This window comes from Pseudomonas sp. P9_2 (assembly GCF_034008255.1).
Lineage (GTDB): Bacteria > Pseudomonadota > Gammaproteobacteria > Pseudomonadales > Pseudomonadaceae > Aquipseudomonas > Aquipseudomonas synxantha_A.
This window is the reverse complement of the sequence record NZ_CP125376.1, coordinates 1,227,113-1,248,625: the sequence shown is the minus strand read 5'-3', so window position 1 is coordinate 1,248,625 and position 21,513 is coordinate 1,227,113. Positions and strand designations below refer to the sequence as shown.

Annotated in this window: 17 protein-coding genes; 15 read left to right on the top strand and 2 right to left on the bottom strand. The window is 60.3% G+C overall.

Annotated elements, in window-relative coordinates; all coding sequences use genetic code 11:
• Window positions 1–99: 99 nt before the first annotated feature.
• The gene (typA, locus tag QMK52_RS05395) at window positions 100–1,920 is read left to right on the top strand and encodes a translational GTPase TypA (protein WP_005783945.1); all 1,821 of its coding nucleotides are present in this window, start codon (window positions 100–102) and stop codon (window positions 1,918–1,920) included.
• A 193-nt stretch (window positions 1,921–2,113) separates the two neighbouring features.
• Here the strand turns inward: typA and QMK52_RS05390 are convergent, their stop codons facing one another.
• Complete coding sequence (locus QMK52_RS05390) at window positions 2,114–2,548, bottom strand: YkgJ family cysteine cluster protein (protein ID WP_003187815.1); 435 nt, start codon at window positions 2,546–2,548, stop codon at window positions 2,114–2,116.
• A 237-nt stretch (window positions 2,549–2,785) separates the two neighbouring features.
• On the opposite strand from QMK52_RS05390, the gene QMK52_RS05385 reads away from it, so the two are divergent.
• The 4 genes from QMK52_RS05385 to QMK52_RS05370 all read left to right on the top strand — a co-directional run bounded on the left by QMK52_RS05385 (window position 2,786) and on the right by QMK52_RS05370 (window position 7,461).
• Window positions 2,786–5,236 (top strand): glycogen/starch/alpha-glucan phosphorylase, encoded by a 2,451-nt coding sequence (locus QMK52_RS05385; RefSeq protein WP_078820070.1) that lies wholly within the window; start codon window positions 2,786–2,788, stop codon window positions 5,234–5,236.
• Window positions 5,237–5,419: 183 nt separating this feature from the next.
• A complete protein-coding gene (locus QMK52_RS05380; RefSeq protein WP_005783948.1) occupies window positions 5,420–6,430 on the top strand; it encodes a class 1 fructose-bisphosphatase in 1,011 nt (336 codons plus the stop codon).
• Between the two features lie 176 nt (window positions 6,431–6,606).
• Window positions 6,607–6,861, top strand: coding sequence for a hypothetical protein (locus QMK52_RS05375; RefSeq protein WP_005783949.1), 255 nt, complete (start codon window positions 6,607–6,609; stop codon window positions 6,859–6,861).
• A 30-nt stretch (window positions 6,862–6,891) separates the two neighbouring features.
• Entirely contained in the window at window positions 6,892–7,461 is a 570-nt protein-coding gene (locus QMK52_RS05370; protein ID WP_005783950.1) for a lipocalin family protein, read from the top strand.
• Window positions 7,462–7,587: 126 nt separating this feature from the next.
• Here the strand turns inward: QMK52_RS05370 and QMK52_RS05365 are convergent, their stop codons facing one another.
• Complete coding sequence (locus tag QMK52_RS05365; protein WP_320403884.1) at window positions 7,588–8,952, bottom strand: formimidoylglutamate deiminase; 1,365 nt, start codon at window positions 8,950–8,952, stop codon at window positions 7,588–7,590.
• Window positions 8,953–9,099: 147 nt separating this feature from the next.
• Between QMK52_RS05365 and hutC the strand changes: the two genes are divergently transcribed.
• The 10 genes from hutC to QMK52_RS05315 all read left to right on the top strand — a co-directional run bounded on the left by hutC (window position 9,100) and on the right by QMK52_RS05315 (window position 21,510).
• Window positions 9,100–9,810 carry a histidine utilization repressor gene (hutC, locus tag QMK52_RS05360; RefSeq protein WP_171905445.1) on the top strand — a complete coding sequence of 237 codons (711 nt, stop codon included), beginning with the start codon at window positions 9,100–9,102 and terminating at the stop codon, window positions 9,808–9,810.
• Window positions 9,807–10,367, top strand: a complete 561-nt coding sequence (locus QMK52_RS05355; protein WP_194439875.1) for a HutD family protein — start codon at window positions 9,807–9,809, stop codon at window positions 10,365–10,367. Before hutC ends, QMK52_RS05355 begins: the two co-directional genes overlap by 4 nt.
• 406 nt (window positions 10,368–10,773) lie before the next feature.
• The gene (gene hutU / locus QMK52_RS05350; protein ID WP_320403883.1) at window positions 10,774–12,444 is read left to right on the top strand and encodes a urocanate hydratase; all 1,671 of its coding nucleotides are present in this window, start codon (window positions 10,774–10,776) and stop codon (window positions 12,442–12,444) included.
• A gap of 78 nt (window positions 12,445–12,522) precedes the next feature.
• Window positions 12,523–13,968, top strand: a complete 1,446-nt coding sequence (locus tag QMK52_RS05345) for a purine-cytosine permease family protein (protein WP_005783955.1) — start codon at window positions 12,523–12,525, stop codon at window positions 13,966–13,968.
• A gap of 69 nt (window positions 13,969–14,037) precedes the next feature.
• On the top strand, window positions 14,038–15,003 hold the full coding sequence (locus QMK52_RS05340) for an ABC transporter substrate-binding protein (protein ID WP_005783956.1): 966 nt from the start codon (window positions 14,038–14,040) through the stop codon (window positions 15,001–15,003).
• A gap of 71 nt (window positions 15,004–15,074) precedes the next feature.
• Complete coding sequence (locus tag QMK52_RS05335; RefSeq protein ID WP_032878340.1) at window positions 15,075–15,926, top strand: ABC transporter permease; 852 nt, start codon at window positions 15,075–15,077, stop codon at window positions 15,924–15,926.
• A complete protein-coding gene (locus QMK52_RS05330) occupies window positions 15,923–16,747 on the top strand; it encodes a quaternary amine ABC transporter ATP-binding protein (RefSeq protein WP_005783958.1) in 825 nt (274 codons plus the stop codon). Before QMK52_RS05335 ends, QMK52_RS05330 begins: the two co-directional genes overlap by 4 nt.
• 121 nt (window positions 16,748–16,868) lie before the next feature.
• On the top strand, window positions 16,869–18,377 hold the full coding sequence (hutH, locus tag QMK52_RS05325; RefSeq protein WP_005783959.1) for a histidine ammonia-lyase: 1,509 nt from the start codon (window positions 16,869–16,871) through the stop codon (window positions 18,375–18,377).
• A 32-nt stretch (window positions 18,378–18,409) separates the two neighbouring features.
• Window positions 18,410–19,942: a histidine ammonia-lyase gene (gene hutH / locus QMK52_RS05320; protein WP_005783960.1), complete on the top strand. Its 1,533-nt coding sequence runs from the start codon at window positions 18,410–18,412 to the stop codon at window positions 19,940–19,942.
• 158 nt (window positions 19,943–20,100) lie between these two features.
• A complete protein-coding gene (locus tag QMK52_RS05315) occupies window positions 20,101–21,510 on the top strand; it encodes an amino acid permease (protein ID WP_005783962.1) in 1,410 nt (469 codons plus the stop codon).
• Window positions 21,511–21,513: the final 3 nt, after the last annotated feature.

The following is a 21,513-nucleotide window of genomic DNA, read 5'->3' as shown; positions in this document are numbered from 1 at the left end:
CCCGACTCTGCCGTCAAGCTGTAACGGCAAGGCCTGACTCTACTGTTAATCGCTGCCACGACCTGTCAGCACACCGAATCCTCTGATCGAGATACACAAGTGATCGAAAATCTACGTAACATCGCCATCATTGCTCACGTTGACCATGGTAAAACCACCCTGGTAGACAAACTCCTGCGTCAATCCGGCACCCTGGAGCGCAACGAGCTCAACGACGAGCGCGTGATGGACTCCAACGACCAGGAAAAAGAGCGCGGTATTACCATCCTGGCAAAAAACACCGCCATCAACTGGAACGGCTACCACATCAACATCGTGGATACCCCGGGCCACGCCGACTTCGGCGGCGAAGTAGAACGCGTAATGTCGATGGTTGACTCCGTTCTGCTGCTGGTTGACGCTCAAGACGGCCCTATGCCGCAAACTCGTTTCGTGACCAAGAAGGCTTTCGAAGCCGGCCTGCGTCCGATCGTGTGCATCAACAAGGTTGACCGTCCAGGCGCGCGTCCGGACTGGGTTCTGGACCAGATCTTCGACCTGTTCGACAACCTGGGTGCTACCGAAGAACAGCTGGACTTCCAGGTCATCTACGCCTCGGCCCTGAACGGTATTGCTGGTCTTGACCACACCGACATGGCTGAAGACATGACCCCGCTGTACCAGTCGATCGTCGACAACGTACCCGCGCCGAAAGTTGACCGTGACGGCCCGTTCCAGATGCAAATCTCGGCACTGGACTACAACAGCTTCCTGGGTGTTATCGGCGTTGGCCGTATCGCTCGTGGTAGCGTCAAGCCGAACACCCCGGTTGTGGCTATCGGCGCCGACGGCAAGAAGCGTAACGGTCGTATCCTGAAGCTGATGGGTCACCACGGTCTGCACCGTATCGACGTTGAAGAAGCTTTCGCTGGCGACATCGTATGCGTAAGCGGCATGGACTCGCTGTTCATCTCCGACACCCTGTGCCAGCCGGACAACGTTGAGGCGATGAAGCCTCTGACCGTTGACGAGCCAACCGTTTCCATGACCTTCCAGGTAAACGACTCGCCGTTCTGCGGTAAAGAAGGCAAGTTCGTGACCTCCCGTAACATCAAGGAGCGTCTGGACAAGGAGCTGCTGTACAACGTTGCTCTGCGCGTTGAAGAAGGCGACTCGGCTGACAAGTTCAAGGTCTCCGGCCGTGGTGAGCTGCACCTCTCGGTACTGATCGAAACCATGCGTCGCGAAGGCTTCGAAATGGGTGTTGGTCGTCCGGAAGTGATCATCCGTACTGTTGACGGCGTGAAGCAGGAACCGTTCGAAAACGTCACCATCGACACCCCTGAAGAATCCCAGGGCAAGGTCATGGAAGAGATGGGTCTGCGTAAGGGCGACCTGACCAACATGGTGCCGGATGGCAAAGGCCGTGTACGTCTGGAATACAACATCCCTGCTCGCGGTCTGATCGGTTTCCGTAACCAGTTCCTGACCCTGACCAACGGTGCTGGCATCCTGACCTCGATCTTCGATCGCTACGACACCATGAAGTCCGGCGACATGTCCGGCCGTCAGAACGGTGTTCTGGTATCGGTAGAAACCGGCAAGGCGCTGACCTACTCCCTGGAAACCCTCCAGGCGCGTGGCAAGCTGTTCGTTGAACACGGTCAAGAGATCTACAACGGCCAGATCGTTGGTCTGAACAGCCGTGACAACGACATGGGCGTCAACCCAACCAAAGGCAAGAAGCTCGACAACATGCGTGCTTCGGGCAAAGACGAAACCATCGCTCTGGTTCCACCTGTTCGCTTCACCCTGGAACAGGCCCTGGAATTCATCCAGGACGACGAGCTGTGCGAAGTCACGCCTAAGTCGATCCGCCTGCGTAAGAAGATCCTGGACGAAGGCGAGCGTACCCGCGCTGCCAAGAAAGCCAAGAACTGAGTTAACTCAGGCTGAATGAAAAACGCCCCCGGTCGAAAGGCCGGGGGCGTTTTTTTGTGCCTGCTGTTTGTGTGTTGTCTTTACTGGCCCCATCGCAGGCAAGCCAGCTCCCACAGTTGAATGTGTTCCCAAATCAAAGTGTGGGAGGGGGCTTGCCCCCGATGAGGCCCTTCAGAACACTACAAAACCCGAGTCAGAATTTATCGAGAGTCTTGAAGTTGGTCTCGCGCACCACTTCTTTCGGCTTATACGCGCAATACCCCGGCCGCGGCCCGATTTTCGGGTGGTTGCGGCAGGTATCCGGGCGCTTGTCATAAATAGTGCAGAAGCGCGTCTTACGATCCAGATACAGGCAGTCGTTGTTGCTCATGCGCTGTAGGGTAAAAATCTCGGATTTGTTGTTGTAGCGCTCGACGATGCCTTCTTTCTGCAAACGCTTGGCGATGTTCTTCGGCGGGTCGCCACGCTCGAACTCGTCGACGATGCCAATGCGGATCAGGTCCTTGATCTTCACCTCAACCGGCAGGGTGCAACAGCTGGACACGCAGCCGCCGCACATGTGGGCGGAATATTTCTGCCAGGTCTCTAGACGGTCGAGTTCCGCGGCGGCGATCAGTTGAGGCTTCATCAGGGTTCCAGTGTGGGGCGGTATACGGGCGCGGGATCATACCGGGATTGGTGGTTTTTTGAACAATATTTTGCAGGTTTCAGCTCAAAGGCTTCGCCGCGGGCTGATCGGGCACGACCCCTGCATCAAATTCAGCCAATGGTGAATGAGTTAAAAAACTGCCGAACCAGCACGTCTACCGTCTGTCAGACCGACTAGGCTCTAGCAACTCCTTCAATCTCGCCCGAGGTCGCACCGATGTCTCAGGAACCGCTTGCACGAGAAGCAGAGGTAGCCGCATTCCGCGATGCTGTCTTGACCAAACTCACCTACGCGGTGGGCAAAGACCCGGATCACGCCTTCGACCATGACTGGTTCGAAGCCATTGCCCTGGCCGCCCGCGACCAGATGGTCGATCACTGGATGGACCACACGCGGCGTATTTATCGCAAAGGCCAGAAGCGCGTTTATTACCTCTCGCTGGAATTTCTCATTGGCCGTCTGTTGTACGACAGCCTGAGCAATCTGGGCGTGTTGGAGATCGCCCGTGAAGCGCTGTCGGAGTTGGGAGTCGATCTGGAGCGCATCCGCCTGCTGGAGCCCGACGCGGCTCTCGGCAATGGTGGCCTGGGCCGTCTGGCGGCGTGCTTTATGGAAAGCATGTCGACCCTGGGGATTGCCGGCCATGGCTATGGCATTCGCTATGAACACGGCTTGTTCCGCCAGGCCATCGTTGATGGCTGGCAGCAGGAGCAGACCGAACGCTGGCTGGATTTTGGTAACCCTTGGGAATTCGAACGCGCCGAAGTGATTTACCCGATCGGCTTTGGCGGCAGCGTCGAAACCCTGGCGGACGCCTCCGGCAAGATGATCCAGGTGTGGTCGCCCAACGAAACTGTCAGGGCTGTTGCCTATGACACCCCGGTAGTCGGCTGGCGTGGCGCCAGCGTCAACACCCTGCGCCTTTGGCGTGCACGGGCAGTGGAAGACTTGCACCTGGAGCGCTTCAATGCCGGTGACCACTTGGGCGCCGTCGCCGAAGTAGCCCGTGCCGAAAGCATCTCTCGCGTGCTTTACCCGGCCGACAGCACTGAAGCGGGGCAGGAACTGCGCCTGCGTCAGGAGTACTTCTTCGTTTCGGCGTCCTTGCAGGATTTGCTGCGCCGCCACAAGAACATGCACGGTTCGGTACTGAGCCTGGGCGAACACGCCGCGATCCAGCTCAACGACACCCATCCGTCCATCGCCGTGGCCGAGCTGATGCGCCAACTGGTCGACCTGCATGATGTGCCGTGGGAAGCCGCGTGGGATGTCACCGTCGAAACCCTGTCGTACACCAACCACACCCTGCTGCCCGAGGCGCTGGAAACCTGGCCCGTAGGTCTGATGGAGCGCATGTTGCCCCGGCACATGCAGATCATCTACCTGATCAACGCCCAGCACATCGACTCGTTGCGCGCCAAGGGCATCCACGACTTCGACGTACTGCGCGCCGTCTCGCTGATCGAAGAAGACAACGGCCGCCGCGTGCGCATGGGCAACCTGGCATTCCTCGGCTCCCATAGCGTCAACGGTGTATCGGGCCTGCATACTCAGCTGATGCGCAGCACGGTGTTCTCCGAGCTGCACAAGCTGTATCCCGAACGCATCAACAACAAAACCAACGGCATCACCTTCCGCCGCTGGTTGTACCAGGCCAACCCCAAGCTGACCGATATGCTGGTGGAAGCCCTGGGGCCGGATATTCTCGACCAGCCCGAGCAGCGTTTGATCGAATTGGAGCCGTTCGCCGAGAAGCAGGCTTTCCGCAAGTCTTTCGCTGAACAGCGCCTGCACAGCAAGCGAGCACTGGCCCAGATCATTCATGAGCGCCTGGGTATCGCGATCAACCCGGCGGCAATGTTCGATGTGCAGGTCAAGCGCATCCACGAATACAAGCGCCAACTGCTCAACCTGCTGCACACCGTGGCGCTGTACCAGGCGATCCGCGCCGAGCCGGGCACCGACTGGGTGCCGCGGGTGAAAATCTTCGCCGGCAAGGCTGCAGCCAGCTACCACCAGGCCAAGCTGATCATCAAGTTGACCAACGACATCGCCCGCACCGTCAACAACGACCCGACCGTGCGCGGTTTGCTCAAAGTGGTGTTCCTGCCCAACTACAACGTCAGCCTGGCGGAGAGCATCATTCCGGCGGCGGACTTGTCGGAGCAGATTTCCACTGCCGGCTTCGAGGCCTCGGGTACCAGCAACATGAAGTTCGGCCTCAACGGCGCGCTGACCATCGGCACCATGGACGGCGCCAACGTGGAGATGCACGAGCGGGTCGGCGCCGAGCACATGTTTATCTTCGGCCTCAGTGCCCAGCAGGTGGAAGCCCGCAAGCACGCCGGTGAGTTCAACGCCGGGCCGGACATCGCCGCGTCCCATCGCTTGAACGACGTGTTGCAAGCGATCCGTGGCGGGGTGTTCTCGCCGGATGATCCGGGGCGCTATGTGGGCTTGATCGATGGGCTGATCGACTACGACCGTTTCCTGGTGTGTGCCGACTTTGACTCTTACTGGGACGCCCAGGCGCGGGTCGAAGCCCACTGGCACGATTCCAAGGAATGGTGGCGTTCGGCGGTGCTCAATACCGCGCGCATGGGCTGGTTCAGCTCGGACCGGACCATCCGCGAGTACGCCACCGAGATCTGGAAAGCCCTCGACTAACCATCGCGGTTAAAAAATGTGGGAGGGGGCAAGCCCCTTCCTACATGGGTTCTGGGATGTTGGAGAGGGTCGTGGTGCCAGGTCGTGAACTCTATTGGCGTTAAATCCTCTGATTAGAGGAAATAACCCTCGACTCGCGTTAAACTGCGCGGGTTTTCAGCCCCCCATTCTCCGGAGCCTTCCATGTCCCGCGTTACCCTGAGTCGCTATTTGATCGAGCAGACCCGCAGCAACAACACGCCTGCCGATCTGCGCTTCCTTATCGAAGTGGTGGCGCGTGCTTGCAAGGAAATCAGCCACGCCGTTTCCAAAGGCGCACTGGGCGGTGTCCTGGGCAGCATGGGCACTGAAAACGTCCAAGGCGAAGTGCAGAAGAAGCTCGACGTACTCTCCAACGAAATCCTGCTCGAAGCCAACGAATGGGGCGGTCACCTGGCCGGCATGGCGTCCGAAGAAATGGACAATGCCTACCAGATCCCTGGCAAGTACCCGAAAGGCGCTTACCTGCTGGTATTCGACCCACTGGACGGTTCGTCCAACATCGACATCAACGCACCGGTCGGCACCATCTTCTCGGTACTGCGTTGCCCGAATGAATACCTGAGCCAGAACGAAGCCCTGAACGAAAAGGCCTTCCTGCAGCCGGGCACCGAGCAGGTCGCTGCCGGTTATGCCATCTACGGTCCACAGACCATGCTGGTGCTGACCTTGGGCGATGGCGTCAAAGGCTTCACCCTGGACCGCGAAATGGGCAGCTTCGTGCTGACCCACGAAGACATTTCGATTCCTGCTTCTACCCAGGAATTCGCCATCAACATGTCTAACCAGCGTCACTGGGAAGAACCGGTGAAACGCTACGTCAACGAGTTGATGGAAGGCGAAGAAGGCCCGTTGAAAAAGAACTTCAACATGCGCTGGGTCGCTGCGATGGTTGCCGATGTGCACCGCATCCTGACCCGTGGTGGCTTGTTCATGTACCCACGCGACGGCCGCGAGCCGTCCAAGCCGGGCAAACTGCGCCTGATGTACGAAGCCAACCCGATGTCGTTCCTGGTTGAGCAGGCAGGTGGTGCGTCCACCGATGGCCACCAGCGCATCCTCGACATCCAGCCTGAAGGTTTGCACCAGCGTGTGGCGGTGTTCCTGGGGTCCAAGGAAGAAGTTGAGCGTGTGACCAGCTACCACAAGAAGTAATACACGGCGATAAGTTATCCACTGTGTTGTGAGGCCGTTCACCCTTGAAGAAGCCCCGAAACGTTTCAGCGTTTTCGGGGCTTTTTTGTTTTCGCTCGTCGGGAACCAGACACCCCTTTTCCCTTCTAAGCTTCTGGCAGATACCCCAGCTGCTTTGTCTCTCCAGGAGCTTTTCCATGTCTTTACGCCGTCTCGCCCTGCTGACTTTTTGCGTGCTGTTAGCCGCTTGCAGCAAGGTCACTCAAGAAAACTACCAGAAACTGTCGGCTGGCATGGCCAAGGCCGAGGTGGAGTCGTTGCTGGGTAAGCCGACCGATTGTTCCGGTGCGCTGGGCATGTCCAGCTGCACCTGGGGCGATAAAAACAGCTTTATCAGCGTGCAGTACGCCGGTGACAAAGTTCTGATGTTTTCCGGGCAAGGCCTGAAGTAAACCGGGGCGCGAGCCTGCGGGAGAAGAAGAATGATGCGTTTTGTTTTGTTCCTTTGCGCCAGCCTGTTTTTGGCGGGCTGCGCCAGCCATTCTGGCGATGATCTGCAACCCAAGACGGCAACCAACGTCAACCTCAAGCGTTACCAGGGCACCTGGTATGAGTTGGCCCGATTGCCGATGTACTTCCAGCGCAACTGCGCGCAGTCCGAGGCGCGTTACACCTTGCTGCCGGATGGCGACATGTCGGTGTTCAACCGCTGCCTGACGCCTGAATGGAAGTGGCAAGAAGCCAAAGGCACAGCCACGCCGCAGGTGCCTGGTAAAACCGACAAGCTCTGGGTGGAATTCAATAACTGGTTTACGTCACTGTTGCCGGGCGTTGCCAAGGGCGATTACTGGGTGCTGTATGTCAGCGATGACTACAAGACCGCCATCGTCGGCAGCCCGAGCAGGCGCTATATGTGGATCCTGTCGCGCACGCCGACGGTGAGTGCCGAGACGCGTGAAGACCTGTTGAGCAGGGCGCGACAGCAGGGGTATGACACTACGCGGTTGATCTGGCGTACGTCGGACAAGCAGATGGCCAAGACGTCCCAGTAATTCGCAGCGCCCCCAATCAAATGTGGGAGCTGGCTTGCCCGCGATAGCATCAACCCGGTGTAACTGATGCACCGAGGTGTCTGTATCGCAGGCAAGCCAGCTCCCACATTTGTTATGGGTTGGCCGTTAGTCCAGCAAGTCTTTCAAGACCTGGGTGAATGCCCGGTTGCTGTCTTCTTCGCCGGCATGATGCCCCTCCCGCACCACCCACTTGCCATTGACCAGCACATCGCGCACTTGGCGATCGCCACCTGCAAACAGCCAGCGATTGAGAATCCCATCCTCACTGGCGGTCGCCAGGTACGGATCGTTGCCGTCCAGCACGATCCAATCCGCCCGCTTACCGACTTCCAGGCGTCCAATCGGCTGGCCAAGCGCCTGTGCGCCACCGTCCAGCGCAGCATCGAACAGCGTGCGGCCAACCATTGGCTGATCACTGCGATACAGGCGATTACGCCGTTGATCGCGCAGACGCTGGCCGTATTCCAGCCAACGTAATTCCTCCACCACGCTCAGTGAAACATGGCTGTCGGAGCCGATACCCATGCGTCCGCCCTGGGCAAGGAAATCCACCGCCGGGAAAATCCCATCGCCCAGGTTGGCTTCGGTGGTCAGGCACAAACCGGCAATGGCTCGGCTGTTGGCCATGCGCGTCACTTCGTCAGCATCGGCATGGGTGGCGTGCACCAGGCACCAGCGCTCGTCCACTTCAACGTTGTCATACAGCCATTGCAGCGGGCGTTTGCCGCTCCAGGCCAAGCAATCGTCGACTTCTTTTTGCTGCTCGGCGATATGGATATGCACCGGGCAGGTCTTGTCACTGGCCGCCAGCACTTGCTGGATCTGTTCGGGGGTGACCGCACGCAGGGAGTGAAAACACAGGCCCAGTTGCTGCGCAGGTTGTGCCGTCAGGATCGGCTGCAAACGCGCTTGCAGGTCCAGGTAGTGCTCGGTGCTGTTGATAAACCGGCGCTGCCCTTCATTCGGCGCCTGGCCACCGAAACCTGCGTGGGTATAGAGCACCGGCAGCAAGGTCAGGCCGATCCCGCTGCTGGCGGCTGCCAGGCTGATCTGGCGTGACAGTTCCGTACGGTCGGCATAAGGCTGGCCATTGGTATCGTGATGCACATAATGAAACTCGGCCACCGAGGTGTACCCAGCCTTGAGCATTTCGATATACAGCTGGCGGGCGATGACCTGTAACTGCTCGGGGTTGATCTTGCCGACCATGCGGTACATCAAATCGCGCCAGGTCCAGAAGCTGTCATTGGGGTTGCCGGCCACTTCGGCCAACCCCGCCATGGCACGTTGGAACGCATGGGAGTGCAGGTTCGGCATACCCGCCAATACTGGGCCGCCGAGCCGTTCGGCGCCGTCTGCGCTGGCATTGGCCGCAACCTTTGTCAGCAGGCCATCAGCGCTGACTTCAAGACGTACATCGTTGGCCCATCCATTAGGCAGCAGCGCGCGTTCGGCAAAGAAAGCGGACATGATCAAGGCACCCCGGTCGTGTGTTTATTTGTATATACATATACAGACGTTTGCCTGCTCGGTAAACTCCGGCAATCTATGCATCTTTTTCCCCTGCAAGGATTCCTCGTGCCGACTCCGCCTGCCAAGTCTTCGCTGGCTGCCCACATGGACGAAAGTCCGGCGCCCTTGTATGCCCGCGTCAAACAGATGATCAGCCAGCAGATCCTCAACGGCAACTGGCCGCCCCATTACCGCGTGCCGTCGGAAAGCGAACTGGTCAGCCAGCTGGGTTTCAGCCGCATGACCATTAACCGCGCCCTGCGCGAGCTCACCGCCGAAGGGCTGCTGGTGCGCATGCAAGGCGTGGGTACGTTCGTGGCCGAGCCGAAGAGCCAGTCGGCGCTGTTTGAAGTGCACAACATTGCCGATGAAATCGCTTCCCGCGGGCATCGGCACACGTGCCAGGTCATCACCCTGGGCGAAGAGGCCGCGGGTTCCGAACGCGCCGTCGCCCTGGAAATGCGTGAAGGTGGGCGAGTGTTCCACTCGTTGATCGTGCATTACGAGAACGATATTCCCGTGCAAATCGAAGATCGTTTCGTCAACGCCCTGGTTGCGCCGCAATATTTGCAGCAGGACTTCACCCAGCAAACCCCCTATGCCTATCTGAACCAGGTCGCGCCGTTGACCGAGGGTGAGCATGTGGTCGAAGCGATCCTTGCCGACGCAGCCGAGTGCAAGCTGTTGCAGATCGAGCCGAGTGAGCCGTGCCTGTTGATTCGCCGTCGCACCTGGTCGGGTCGCCAGCCGGTTACCGCTGCGCGATTGATCCACCCCGGTTCCCGTCACAGCCTGGAAGGACGTTTCAGCAAATGAGTACAGTGAAGGTCTGGCGCGCCGCCGACTACGTGCGCATGCCGTGGAAAAACGGTGGTGGCAGCACCGAAGAAATCAGCCGCGACGCCGGCACGGGCCTGGATGGATTTGGCTGGCGTTTGTCGATTGCCGATATCGCCGAGTCGGGTGGTTTTTCCACCTTCGCCGGTTACCAGCGCGTGATCACGGTGATCAAGGGCGCGGGCATGGTGTTGACCGTGGACGGCGAGGAACAGCGCGGCTTGTTACCGTTGCAGCCGTTCGCGTTCCAGGGTGAAAGCCAGGTTTCCTGCCGCTTGATCACCGGGCCGATCCGCGACTTCAACCTGATCTACTCGCCCGAGCGTTACCATGCGCGCTTGCAGTGGGTGGACGGTGTGCAGCAGTTTTTCAGCACGGCCCAGACGGTGTTGGTGTTCAGCGTGGCGGATGAAGTGAAGGTGCTGGGCGAGAAGCTCGGCCATCACGATTGCCTGCAAGTGGACGGTAACACTGGCTTGCTGGAAATATCGGTCACAGGCCGCTGCTGCCTGATCGAACTGACCGCACTCGGTTAAAAACTGTGGGAGCTGGCTTGCCTGCGATAGCGGTGTATCAGCCTAGGATGTGCTGACTGACACACTGTTATCGCAGGCAAGCCAGCTCCCACATTTGTTTTTGCATTGTTCACAAAATCTGTTTCCAGCCCGCGCACCAATTTGTTACCGAATGCCCCAGCGTGACGCAAAGCTGCGCCGACGTGCCCCATCCTCCTGTCCGCAAAACATCTCTGTAAGAAATTTCATCAAGCTTCCAGGCCTTTATTTTCAAGGCTTTTGCTCATCTTCGAAAAAAATCTGCAGGGCTCACTCAGAAAGTTGGCCGCTCGATTGCATATGCTTGTACATACAAGTAAAGATGTGTGCGTAAGAGCTTCCTTCGCACCATCCATGTTCGCGCATCGATCGCCGAGGAGTCCTAGCAGTGACCAAGTCTACAAAATACCGTGACGTCGAAATCCGCGCCGCCCGCGGTAACAAGCTCACCGCCAAAAGCTGGCTGACCGAAGCGCCGCTGCGCATGTTGATGAACAACCTCGACCCACAAGTGGCCGAGAACCCCAAGGAACTCGTGGTTTACGGCGGTATTGGCCGTGCGGCGCGTAACTGGGAATGTTACGACCAGATCGTCGAGAGCCTCACCAACCTGAATGACGACGAAACCCTGCTGGTGCAGTCCGGCAAGCCGGTCGGCGTGTTCAAGACCCACAGCAACGCCCCGCGCGTACTGATCGCCAACTCCAACCTGGTACCGCACTGGGCCAGTTGGGAGCACTTCAACGAACTGGATGCCAAGGGCCTGGCCATGTACGGCCAGATGACCGCCGGCAGCTGGATCTACATCGGTAGCCAAGGCATCGTCCAGGGCACCTATGAAACCTTCGTCGAAGCTGGCCGTCAGCACTACGATTCAAATCTTCAGGGCCGTTGGGTCCTCACTGCTGGTCTCGGCGGCATGGGCGGCGCGCAACCGTTGGCCGCGACCCTGGCCGGCGCCTGCTCGCTGAATATCGAGTGCCAACAGGTCAGCATCGACTTCCGCCTGGCCAGCCGCTATGTCGACGAACAAGCCACCGACCTCGATGACGCCCTGGCGCGCATCGCCAAGTACACCAAGGAAGGCAAGGCCATTTCCATCGCCCTGCTGGGCAACGCCGCCGAAATTCTGCCAGAGCTGGTCAAGCGTGGCGTGCGCCCGGACATGGTCACCGACCAGACCAGCGCCCACGACCCGCTCAACGGCTACCTGCCGGCCGGCTGGACCTGGGACGAATACCGCGTCCGCGCCAAAACCGAGCCGGCTGCCGTGATCAAGGCCGCCAAGCAGTCGATGGCTGTGCACGTCAAAGCCATGCTGGAATTCCAGAAGCAGGGCATCCCGACCTTTGACTACGGCAACAACATCCGCCAGATGGCCCAGGAAGAGGGCGTGGAAAATGCCTTCGACTTCCCGGGTTTCGTACCGGCCTACATCCGCCCGCTGTTCTGCCGTGGCATCGGCCCGTTCCGCTGGGCGGCGCTGTCTGGCGACCCGCAAGACATCTACAAGACCGACGCCAAAGTCAAAGAGCTGATCCCGGACGACGCCCACCTGCACAACTGGCTGGACATGGCCCGCGAGCGCATCAGCTTCCAGGGCCTGCCGGCACGTATCTGCTGGGTCGGCCTGGGCCAGCGCGCCAAACTCGGCCTGGCCTTCAACGAAATGGTACGCAGCGGCGAGCTGTCCGCCCCTGTGGTGATCGGTCGTGACCACCTGGACTCGGGCTCTGTCGCCAGCCCTAACCGCGAAACCGAAGCCATGCAGGATGGTTCCGATGCCGTGTCCGACTGGCCACTGCTCAACGCCTTGCTCAACACCGCCAGCGGCGCGACCTGGGTCTCGCTGCACCACGGTGGTGGCGTGGGCATGGGCTTCTCTCAGCACTCAGGCATGGTGATCGTCTGCGACGGTACCGATGAAGCGGCCGAGCGGATTGCGCGGGTGCTGCATAACGACCCGGCGACCGGGGTGATGCGTCATGCCGATGCCGGTTATCAGATTGCTATCGATTGCGCCAAAGAGCAGGGCCTCAACCTGCCGATGATCAAGTGACCCATGTGGGAGGGGGCAAGCCCCCTCCCACATTGGATCGGCGGCAACCCCAAGACAATCCATCAGAGGTTGAACAACATGGCTGCAAACGACACCACCCCGTTGATCGAAAGGCGTTCGATCGACTACATCCCGGAAGCGGAAAGACACGGTCGTCTATTGAGCCAGTTCACCCTATGGATGGGTGCCAACCTGCAGATCACCGCGATTGTCACCGGGGCCCTGGCCGTGGTGCTGGGTGGTGATGTGTTCTGGTCGTTGATCGGCCTGCTGGTCGGTCAACTAATCGGTGGCGGGGTCATGGCGCTGCATGCGGCGCAAGGCCCCAAGCTTGGTTTGCCGCAGATGATCTCCAGCCGTGTGCAGTTCGGCGTGTATGGCGCGGCCATCCCGATCGTGCTGGTGTGCTTGATGTACCTGGGTTTCACCGCGACCGGCACCGTGCTGTCGGGGCAGGCGCTGGGCCAGTTGTTCGGGGTCAGCGACAGCGTCGGTATCCTGATTTTCGCCAGTGTCATTGTGCTGGTCACCGTGCTGGGTTATCGGGTGATCCATTTCATCGGCCGTGTCGCCAGCGTCATTGGCGTGATTGCCTTTGTGTACCTGTTCAGTCGGTTGATGAGCCAGACCGACGTTGGCGCGCTCCTGCAAATCCGTCATTTCAGCTGGAGCAGTTTTCTGTTGGCCGTGTCGCTTGCGGCCTCCTGGCAGATCGCTTTCGGCCCCTATGTGGCGGACTATTCGCGTTACCTGCCGAGCAACACGTCGTCGGTGAAAACCTTTCTCGCCGCTGGCGCGGGTTCGGTCATCGGCGCGCAGGTGGCAATGGTGCTCGGCGTGTTCGCCGCGGCCATGTCCAATGGCCAATTTGCCGGGCATGAAGTGGCCTACATCGTTGGCTTGAGCGGCACGGGGGCCACTGCTGCATTGCTGTACTTCAGCATCGCGTTCGGCAAGGTCACCATTTCCACGCTCAACTCCTACGGCAGCTTTATGTGCATTGCCACCATCATCAGCGGCTTTCGTGGTCGCCTGGAGGTCACGCGTATGCAGCGCCTGGTGTTCGTGCTCGCCATCGTCGGTACGGCAACCCTGATCGCCTTGCTCGGCCAGCACTCGTTCCTCGGTGCGTTCAAGTCGTTCATCCTGTTCCTGCTGGCGTTTTTCACGCCCTGGAGCGCGATCAACCTGGTGGATTACTACTGCATCACCCGCGAGCGCTATGACGTGCCGGCACTGGCCGACCCGAACGGTCGCTATGGCCGCTGGAACCTGTTGGGTATCAGTGTCTATGTCTTCGGCGTGCTGGTGCAGTTGCCGTTCATCTCGACCAAGTTCTACACCGGCCCTTTGGTAGCCGCGCTGGGTAACGTGGACATCTCCTGGATCATCGGCCTGGTACTGCCGGCGGCCCTGTATTACGTGTGTGCGAAAAAATGGCACGGCACGGTACCCGATCACCTGATCCTGCCGACAGAGCAGGGCGCTTTACCCACAACAAACGGGCTGGCTGCACAAGCCTGATGGGACGTGGACAGGGCAGGACGCCTACTGACTGCCGTAATCCATTTCATGATTGGGAGCGTCACAACAATGACTATGAATAAGACCTTGCTGGCTACCTTGTTCTCAGCGGGCTTGCTGGCAAGCGCCGGCGCCCAGGCGGCCGGCTGGTGCGAGTCCGGCAAGCCGGTGAAATTCGCCGGCCTGAACTGGGAAAGCGGCATGTTGCTCACCGACATCCTGCAAGCCGTGCTGGAAAAAGGCTACGACTGCAAAACCGACAGCCTGCCAGGCAACTCCATCACCATGGAAAACGCCTTGGGTAGCAACGACATCCAGGTCTTCGCCGAAGAGTGGGTAGGCCGCAGCGAAGTCTGGAACAAGGCCGAGAAGGCCGGCAAAGTCGTCGGTGTAGGTGCCCCGGTGGTCGGCGCGGTGGAAGGCTGGTACGTGCCGCGTTATGTGATCGAGGGCGACGCCAAGCGCAAGCTGGAAGCCAAGGCCCCGGACCTGAGAAACATCGCCGACCTGGCCAAATACGCCTCGGTGTTCAAGGACCAGGAAGAGCCCTCCAAGGGCCGTTTCTACAACTGCCCGGCCGGCTGGACCTGTGAGCTGGACAACAGCGAAATGCTCAAGAGCTACGGCCTGGAAAGCACCTACACCAACTTCCGCCCAGGCACCGGCCCGGCGCTGGATGCGGCGGTGCTGTCGAGCTACAAGCGCGGCGAGCCGATCCTGTTCTACTACTGGTCACCGACACCGCTGATGGGCCAGGTCGACCTGGTCAAGCTGGAAGAAAAGCCCGGTGTGGATAAAAGCGTGACCATCAAGGTCGGCCTGTCCAAGACCTTTCACGAACAAGCGCCAGAACTGGTGGCCGTGCTGGAAAAGGTCAACCTGCCTATCGACCTACTCAACCAGAACCTCGGCCGCATGGCCAAGGAGCGCATCGAGTCGCCAAAACTGGCGAAAATTTTCCTCAAGGAACATCCTGAAGTCTGGCACGCCTGGGTGAGCGACGACGCAGCCAAGAAAATCGAAGCGGCCTTGTAGGTCAAGTGTGCACGGCTACCCTCAGGGGTGGCCGGGCGGCTGGCCACAACCCACTGGATCGAGAGCACGATATGTTTCCTGAGAGTTTTACGTTTTCCATCGCCGACTGGGTCAACGGTTGGGTGGACTCGCTGGTCACCAACTACGGCGATGTGTTCCGGCACATCTCCGATACGCTGCTGTGGGCCATCGTCAACCTGGAAGGCCTGCTGCGCATGGCGCCCTGGTGGCTGATGCTGGCCATTGTCGGGGGCATCGCCTGGCACGCCACGCGCAAGCTGGTGACCACGGCGGTGATCGTCGGTTTGCTGTTCCTGGTGGGTGCCGTTGGCCTGTGGGACAAGCTGATGCAAACCCTGGCACTGATGATGGTCGCCACGGTGATCTCGGTGCTGATCGGCATTCCCCTGGGCATCCTGTCGGCGCGCAGCAATCGCCTGCGTTCGGTGCTGATGCCGCTGCTGGACATCATGCAGACCATGCCCAGCTTCGTGTACCTGATCCCGGTGCTGATGTTGTTCGGACTGGGCAAGGTGCCGGCGATTTTCGCCACGGTGATCTACGCCGCGCCGCCGCTGATTCGCCTGACGGACCTGGGCATTCGCCAGGTCGATGGCGAAGTCATGGAAGCCATCAACGCCTTTGGCGCCAACCGCTGGCAGCAACTGTTCGGCGTGCAATTGCCGCTGGCGCTGCCGAGCATCATGGCCGGGATCAACCAGACCACCATGATGGCGCTGTCGATGGTGGTGATCGCCTCGATGATCGGCGCCCGTGGCTTGGGTGAAGACGTGCTCGTCGGCATCCAGACCCTCAACGTCGGCCGTGGCCTGGAAGCCGGGCTGGCGATCGTGATTCTCGCAGTGGTCATCGACCGCATTACCCAGGCTTATGGCCGCCCACGGCATGAGGCGAGCAAATGACGACTGTCAGCAAAATCGAAGTCAAAAACGTCTTCAAGATCTTCGGCGCCCGTTCCAAGGACGCCCTGGCGATGGTCGGCCAGGGCAAGACCAAGGATCAGGTACTGGCCGAGACCGGCTGCGTGGTCGGCGTGAACGATCTGTCCTTGAGCATCGGCACGGGTGAGATCTTCGTGATCATGGGCCTGTCGGGCTCCGGCAAATCCACTTTGGTGCGCCACTTCAATCGCCTGATCGATCCCACCAGCGGCGCGATCCTGGTGGACGGCGAAGACATCCTGCAACTGGACATGGAAGCCCTGCGCCAATTCCGTCGCCACAAGATCAGCATGGTGTTCCAGAGCTTCGGCCTGTTGCCCCACAAGAGCGTGCTCGACAACGTCGCCTACGGCCTCAAAGTGCGCGGCGAAACCAAGCAGGTATGCGCTGAGCGCGCCCTGCACTGGATCGAAACCGTGGGGCTCAAGGGCTACGAAAACAAATACCCACACCAGCTTTCCGGCGGTATGCGCCAGCGTGTGGGCCTGGCCCGCGCCTTGGCCGCAGACACCGACATCATCCTGATGGACGAAGCCTTCAGCGCCCTCGACCCGCTGATCCGCGCCGAAATGCAGGACCAGTTGCTCGAACTGCAAAAGACCCTGCACAAGACCATCGTGTTTATCACCCATGACCTCGACGAAGCCGTGCGCATTGGTAATCGCATTGCGATCCTCAAGGACGGCAAGTTGATTCAGGTCGGCACGCCCCGGGAGATTTTGCATTCGCCGGCGGACGAGTATGTGGATCGGTTTGTTCAGCGCCGGGCGGCGGTGGTCTGACGGACGCCATCGCAGGCAAGCCAGCCCCCACATTTGATTGGGTTCACACAGTTCAAATGTGGGAGCCGGGCTTGCCCGCGATGAGGCCGCCAAAGGTTTAGAGAATATGAAGAGGTCAACGATGTCCCAGGCAACCAAAATCATCATCGCCGACGCCCCGATGCGCTGGCAGGACGTCGCCGCCGTTGCTCGCCACGGCGCAGTGCTCGAACTCTCGGGTCACGCCTGGGCGCGCATCGACAATGCCCAGGCCATCGTGCAGCGCATCGTCGCCAGCGGCGAGCGCGCCTATGGTGTGAACACCGGCCTGGGCGCGTTGTGCAATGTGTCGCTTGAGGGCGAGCAACTGAGCCAACTGTCGCGCAATACGCTGCTCAGCCATGCCTGCGGCGTCGGCCCGGTGCTCAGCGACGAGCAGACTCGCGCGATCATGTGCGCGGCAATCATCAACTACAGCCACGGTAAATCCGGCCTGCACCCGCAGGTGGTGCACGCGTTGCTGGCGCTGCTCAATCACGACATCACGCCGCAAGTGCCATCCCAGGGTTCGGTGGGGTATTTGACCCACATGGCCCATGTCGGCGTGGCCTTGCTCGGCATCGGCAATGTGAGCTACCGCGGCCGGATCGTCACGGCGCAATACGCGTTGCAGGCTGAAGGCTTGCAGCCCGTGGTACTCGGTGCCAAGGATGGCCTGTGCCTGGTCAACGGCACGCCGTGCATGACCGGCCTGAGTTGCCTGGCCCTGGCCGACGCGCACCACCTGTTGCAATGGGCCGACGTGATCGGCGCCATGAGTTTCGAAGCCCAGCGCGGCCAGATCGATGCCTTCGACGAAGAAATCATCGCCCTCAAGCCGCACCCGGGTATGCAGCAAGTGGGCAGCAACCTGCGTGCGTTGCTCGACGGCAGTGAGGTGATCGCCAGCAGCAAAGGTATCCGCACCCAGGACGCCTTGAGCATTCGCTCGATCCCGCAGATCCACGGCGCGGCCCGCGATCAGGTGGAGCACGCCACGCGCCAGATCGAGACCGAACTCAACAGCGCCACCGACAACCCTTTGGTGCTCGGCACGCCGGTCAGCTACCGCGTGGTGTCCCAGGCCAACCCCCACGGCCAGTCCGTGGCGCTGGCGGCCGACATGCTCGCCATCGCCATGGCCGAAATCGGCTCGGTGGCCGAGCGCCGCCTGGATCGCCTGATCAATCCGCACGTCAGCGGCTTGCCGGCCTTTCTGGTCAGCAACCCCGGGGTCAACTCCGGGATGATGATCGTGCAGTACGTCGCCGCGTCCTTGTGCGGGCAAAACCGCCAGTTGGCGCAACCGGCGGTGCTCGACAACTTCGTCACCTCGGGCCTGCAGGAAGACCACCTGAGCATGGGCACTAACGCCGCGCTCAAGCTGCACCAGGTATTGGCCAACGTCACCCAGATTCTTGCCATCGAATACTTGCTGGCGGCCCAGGCGTTCGAGTTCCTCAAGGACCAGCGCTTCGGCGCCGGTACCGACCACGCCTGGCGCTTGCTGCGCGAAGTGGTCCCCGCTTACGAGCAGGACCGCTGGCTGGCGCCGGATATTGCCGCCGCTGCCCAGTTGCTTAAAGACACTGCGTTACCGAATTTGCACTGAACACTTAAGAATAATTCACAAGGAGAACGAATGTGACTGCGCTAAACCTGATTCCAGGCCAACTGAGCCTCGCCCAACTGCGTGCCATCTACCAGCAGCCGGTAACCCTCAGCCTGGATGACAGCGCCTCGGCCCAGATCGAAGCCAGCGTTGCCTGCGTGGAGCAGATCCTCGCCGAGAACCGCACCGCCTATGGCATCAACACCGGTTTTGGCCTGCTGGCCTCGACCCGTATCGCCAGTGAAGACCTGGAAAACCTCCAGCGTTCACTGGTGCTGTCTCATGCTGCCGGCGTCGGTGAGCCGATCAGCGATGCGCTGGTGCGGCTGGTCATGGTGCTCAAAGTCAACAGCCTGAGCCGTGGTTTCTCCGGGATCCGTCGCCAGGTGATCGACGCGCTGATCGCGCTGATCAACGCCCAGGTGTACCCGCACATTCCGCTCAAGGGTTCGGTCGGTGCGTCCGGTGACCTGGCGCCGTTGGCGCATATGTCCCTGGTGCTGCTCGGCGAAGGCAAGGCGCGCTACAAAGGCGAGTGGCTGGACGCGACCGCAGCGCTGAAAGTGGCTGGCCTCACGCCGCTGACCCTCGCCGCCAAAGAGGGCCTGGCGCTGCTCAACGGTACCCAGGTGTCCACCGCTTATGCGTTGCGCGGCCTGTTCGAAGGCGAAGACCTGTTCGCCGGTGCCCTTGCCTGCGGCGGCCTCACCGTAGAAGCCGTACTGGGTTCGCGCTCGCCGTTCGATGCGCGTATTCATGCCGCGCGTGGCCAGCGTGGGCAGATCGATGCGGCTGCGGCCTATCGTGACCTGCTGGGGGAAAGCAGCCAGGTCTCGCAGTCGCACCAGAACTGCGACAAGGTGCAAGACCCTTACTCCCTGCGTTGCCAGCCACAGGTCATGGGCGCCTGCCTGACCCAGTTCCGCCAGGCTGCCGAAGTGCTGGTGGTGGAAGCCAACGCGGTGTCGGATAACCCACTGGTATTTGCCGCCGAAGGCGATGTGATTTCCGGTGGCAACTTCCACGCCGAACCGGTGGCCATGGCCGCTGACAACATGGCCCTGGCGATTGCCGAAATAGGCTCCCTGAGCGAGCGGCGCATCTCGCTGATGATGGACAAGCACATGTCGCAACTGCCGCCGTTCCTGGTAGGCAATGGTGGGGTGAACTCCGGTTTTATGATCGCCCAGGTCACTGCCGCTGCGCTCGCCAGTGAGAACAAGGCACTGGCCCATCCCCATAGCGTCGACAGCCTGCCGACTTCGGCCAACCAGGAAGACCACGTGTCCATGGCCCCGGCTGCGGGCAAGCGCCTGTGGGAAATGGCCGAGAACACCCGTGGCATCCTCGCGGTGGAATGGCTGGCAGCGTGCCAGGGCCTGGATTTGCGCGACGGCCTGAAGACCTCGCCGAAACTTGAAAAAGCCCGCGGCATCCTGCGCGATAAGGTGGCGTTCTATGACAAGGATCGCTTCTTCGCCCCGGACATCAACGCTGCCAGCGAACTGCTCGCTACCCGCTGCCTGAATGAGCTGGTACCGGCCAAGTTGCTGCCGAGCCTTTAAGCTCACCGGTACCCAATGTGGGAGCTGGCTTGCCTGCGATAGCGGTGTGTCTGCGCCAGATGGGCTGGCTGGAAGTCCGCCATCGCAGGCAAGCCAGCTCCCACATTGATTTTCGCCAGATTCAGATTTTCTCGGGATAAGAATAATAGGGAAGAGAAATGCACCAGCCAGAAAAAGGTTTGAAACGCGGGCTCAACGCCCGACATATTCGCTTCATGGCACTCGGTTCCGCGATCGGCACCGGGCTGTTCTATGGTTCGGCCTCCGCTATCCAGATGGCCGGCCCCGCCGTGCTGCTGGCTTACCTCATCGGCGGCGCCGCCGTGTTCATGGTGATGCGCGCCCTCGGTGAAATGGCCGTGCACAACCCGGTGTCCGGCTCGTTCGGCCACTACGCCAGCACTTACCTGGGGCCCATGGCGGGGTTTATCCTCGGCTGGACCTACGCCTTTGAAATGATCATCGTCTGCCTGGCCGACGTTACCGCGTTCGGCATCTACATGGGCTTCTGGTTTCCCGAGGTAGCCCGTTGGGTCTGGGTGCTGGGCATCGTGTTTTTGATCGGCGGCCTGAACCTGTGCAACGTCAAGGTCTTTGGCGAAATGGAGTTCTGGCTGTCGTTGCTCAAGGTCGGCGCCATCGTGGCGATGATCCTCGGCGGTTTCGGCATCATGCTGTTCGGCATTCACTCGGCGGGTGAAACCCAGGCTAGCGGCCTGAGCAACCTGTGGGCGCACGGCGGCTTCATGCCCAACGGCATTGGCGGCTTGATCGCCTCGTTTGCGGTGGTGATGTTTGCCTTCGGCGGTATCGAAATCATCGGCATCACTGCCGGTGAAGCCAAGGACCCGCAGCGCGTGATCCCCAAGGCGATCAACGCGGTGCCGCTGCGTATCCTGTTGTTCTACGTGCTGACCCTGTTCGTGCTGATGGCGATCTATCCGTGGCCGCAAATTGGCAGCCAGGGCAGCCCGTTCGTGCAGATCTTCAGTAACCTGGGGATAGGCTCGGCGGCGACCATTCTCAATATCGTGGTGATCTCGGCGGCGGTCTCGGCTATCAACAGCGACATTTTCGGCGCCGGTCGCATGATGTACGGCCTGGCCCAGCAAGGGCAGGCGCCCAAGGGCTTTGCGCAGTTGTCCAAACAAGGCGTGCCGTGGATGACCGTGGTGGTGATGGGCGCCGCGTTGCTCGGCGGCGTGGTGCTCAACTACCTGATCCCGGAAAACGTCTTCCTGCTGATCGCTTCGATCGCCACCTTCGCCACCGTCTGGGTCTGGCTGATGATCCTGTTTACCCAGGTCGCCATGCGTCGCTCGATGACCAAGGAACAGGTCGCCGAACTGAAATTCCCGGTGCCGTTCTGGCCTTATGCGCCGGCAGCGGCCATTGTGTTCATGCTGTTTGTGTTTGGCGTGCTCGGTTACTTCCCGGACACCCAGGCGGCCTTGATGGTCGGCGCTGTGTGGATCGTGCTGCTGATCGTCGCGTACCTGCTGTGGGTCAAGCCCGCCGCCGGGCAAGCGGCCAAGGTCCATTACGAACAGGCTTTGTCTCATCGATAACTT

Bases quoted from the DNA above. Each gene is read 5' to 3' on its own strand.
- QMK52_RS05390 (WP_003187815.1), bottom strand. From the start codon at position 2,548: ATGAAGCCTCAACTGATCGCCGCCGCGGAACTCGACCGTCTAGAGACC.
- QMK52_RS05335 (WP_032878340.1), top strand. From the start codon at position 15,075: ATGTTTCCTGAGAGTTTTACGTTTTCCATCGCCGACTGGGTCAACGGT.
- QMK52_RS05365 (WP_320403884.1), bottom strand. From the start codon at position 8,952: ATGTCCGCTTTCTTTGCCGAACGCGCGCTGCTGCCTAATGGATGGGCC.
- QMK52_RS05370 (WP_005783950.1), top strand. From the start codon at position 6,892: ATGATGCGTTTTGTTTTGTTCCTTTGCGCCAGCCTGTTTTTGGCGGGC.
- QMK52_RS05330 (WP_005783958.1), top strand. From the start codon at position 15,923: ATGACGACTGTCAGCAAAATCGAAGTCAAAAACGTCTTCAAGATCTTC.
- QMK52_RS05355 (WP_194439875.1), top strand. From the start codon at position 9,807: ATGAGTACAGTGAAGGTCTGGCGCGCCGCCGACTACGTGCGCATGCCG.
- QMK52_RS05380 (WP_005783948.1), top strand. From the start codon at position 5,420: ATGTCCCGCGTTACCCTGAGTCGCTATTTGATCGAGCAGACCCGCAGC.
- QMK52_RS05340 (WP_005783956.1), top strand. From the start codon at position 14,038: ATGACTATGAATAAGACCTTGCTGGCTACCTTGTTCTCAGCGGGCTTG.
- QMK52_RS05375 (WP_005783949.1), top strand. From the start codon at position 6,607: ATGTCTTTACGCCGTCTCGCCCTGCTGACTTTTTGCGTGCTGTTAGCC.
- hutC (WP_171905445.1), top strand. From the start codon at position 9,100: ATGGACGAAAGTCCGGCGCCCTTGTATGCCCGCGTCAAACAGATGATC.
- QMK52_RS05345 (WP_005783955.1), top strand. From the start codon at position 12,523: ATGGCTGCAAACGACACCACCCCGTTGATCGAAAGGCGTTCGATCGAC.
- QMK52_RS05315 (WP_005783962.1), top strand. From the start codon at position 20,101: ATGCACCAGCCAGAAAAAGGTTTGAAACGCGGGCTCAACGCCCGACAT.
- hutH (WP_005783959.1), top strand. From the start codon at position 16,869: ATGTCCCAGGCAACCAAAATCATCATCGCCGACGCCCCGATGCGCTGG.
- QMK52_RS05385 (WP_078820070.1), top strand. From the start codon at position 2,786: ATGTCTCAGGAACCGCTTGCACGAGAAGCAGAGGTAGCCGCATTCCGC.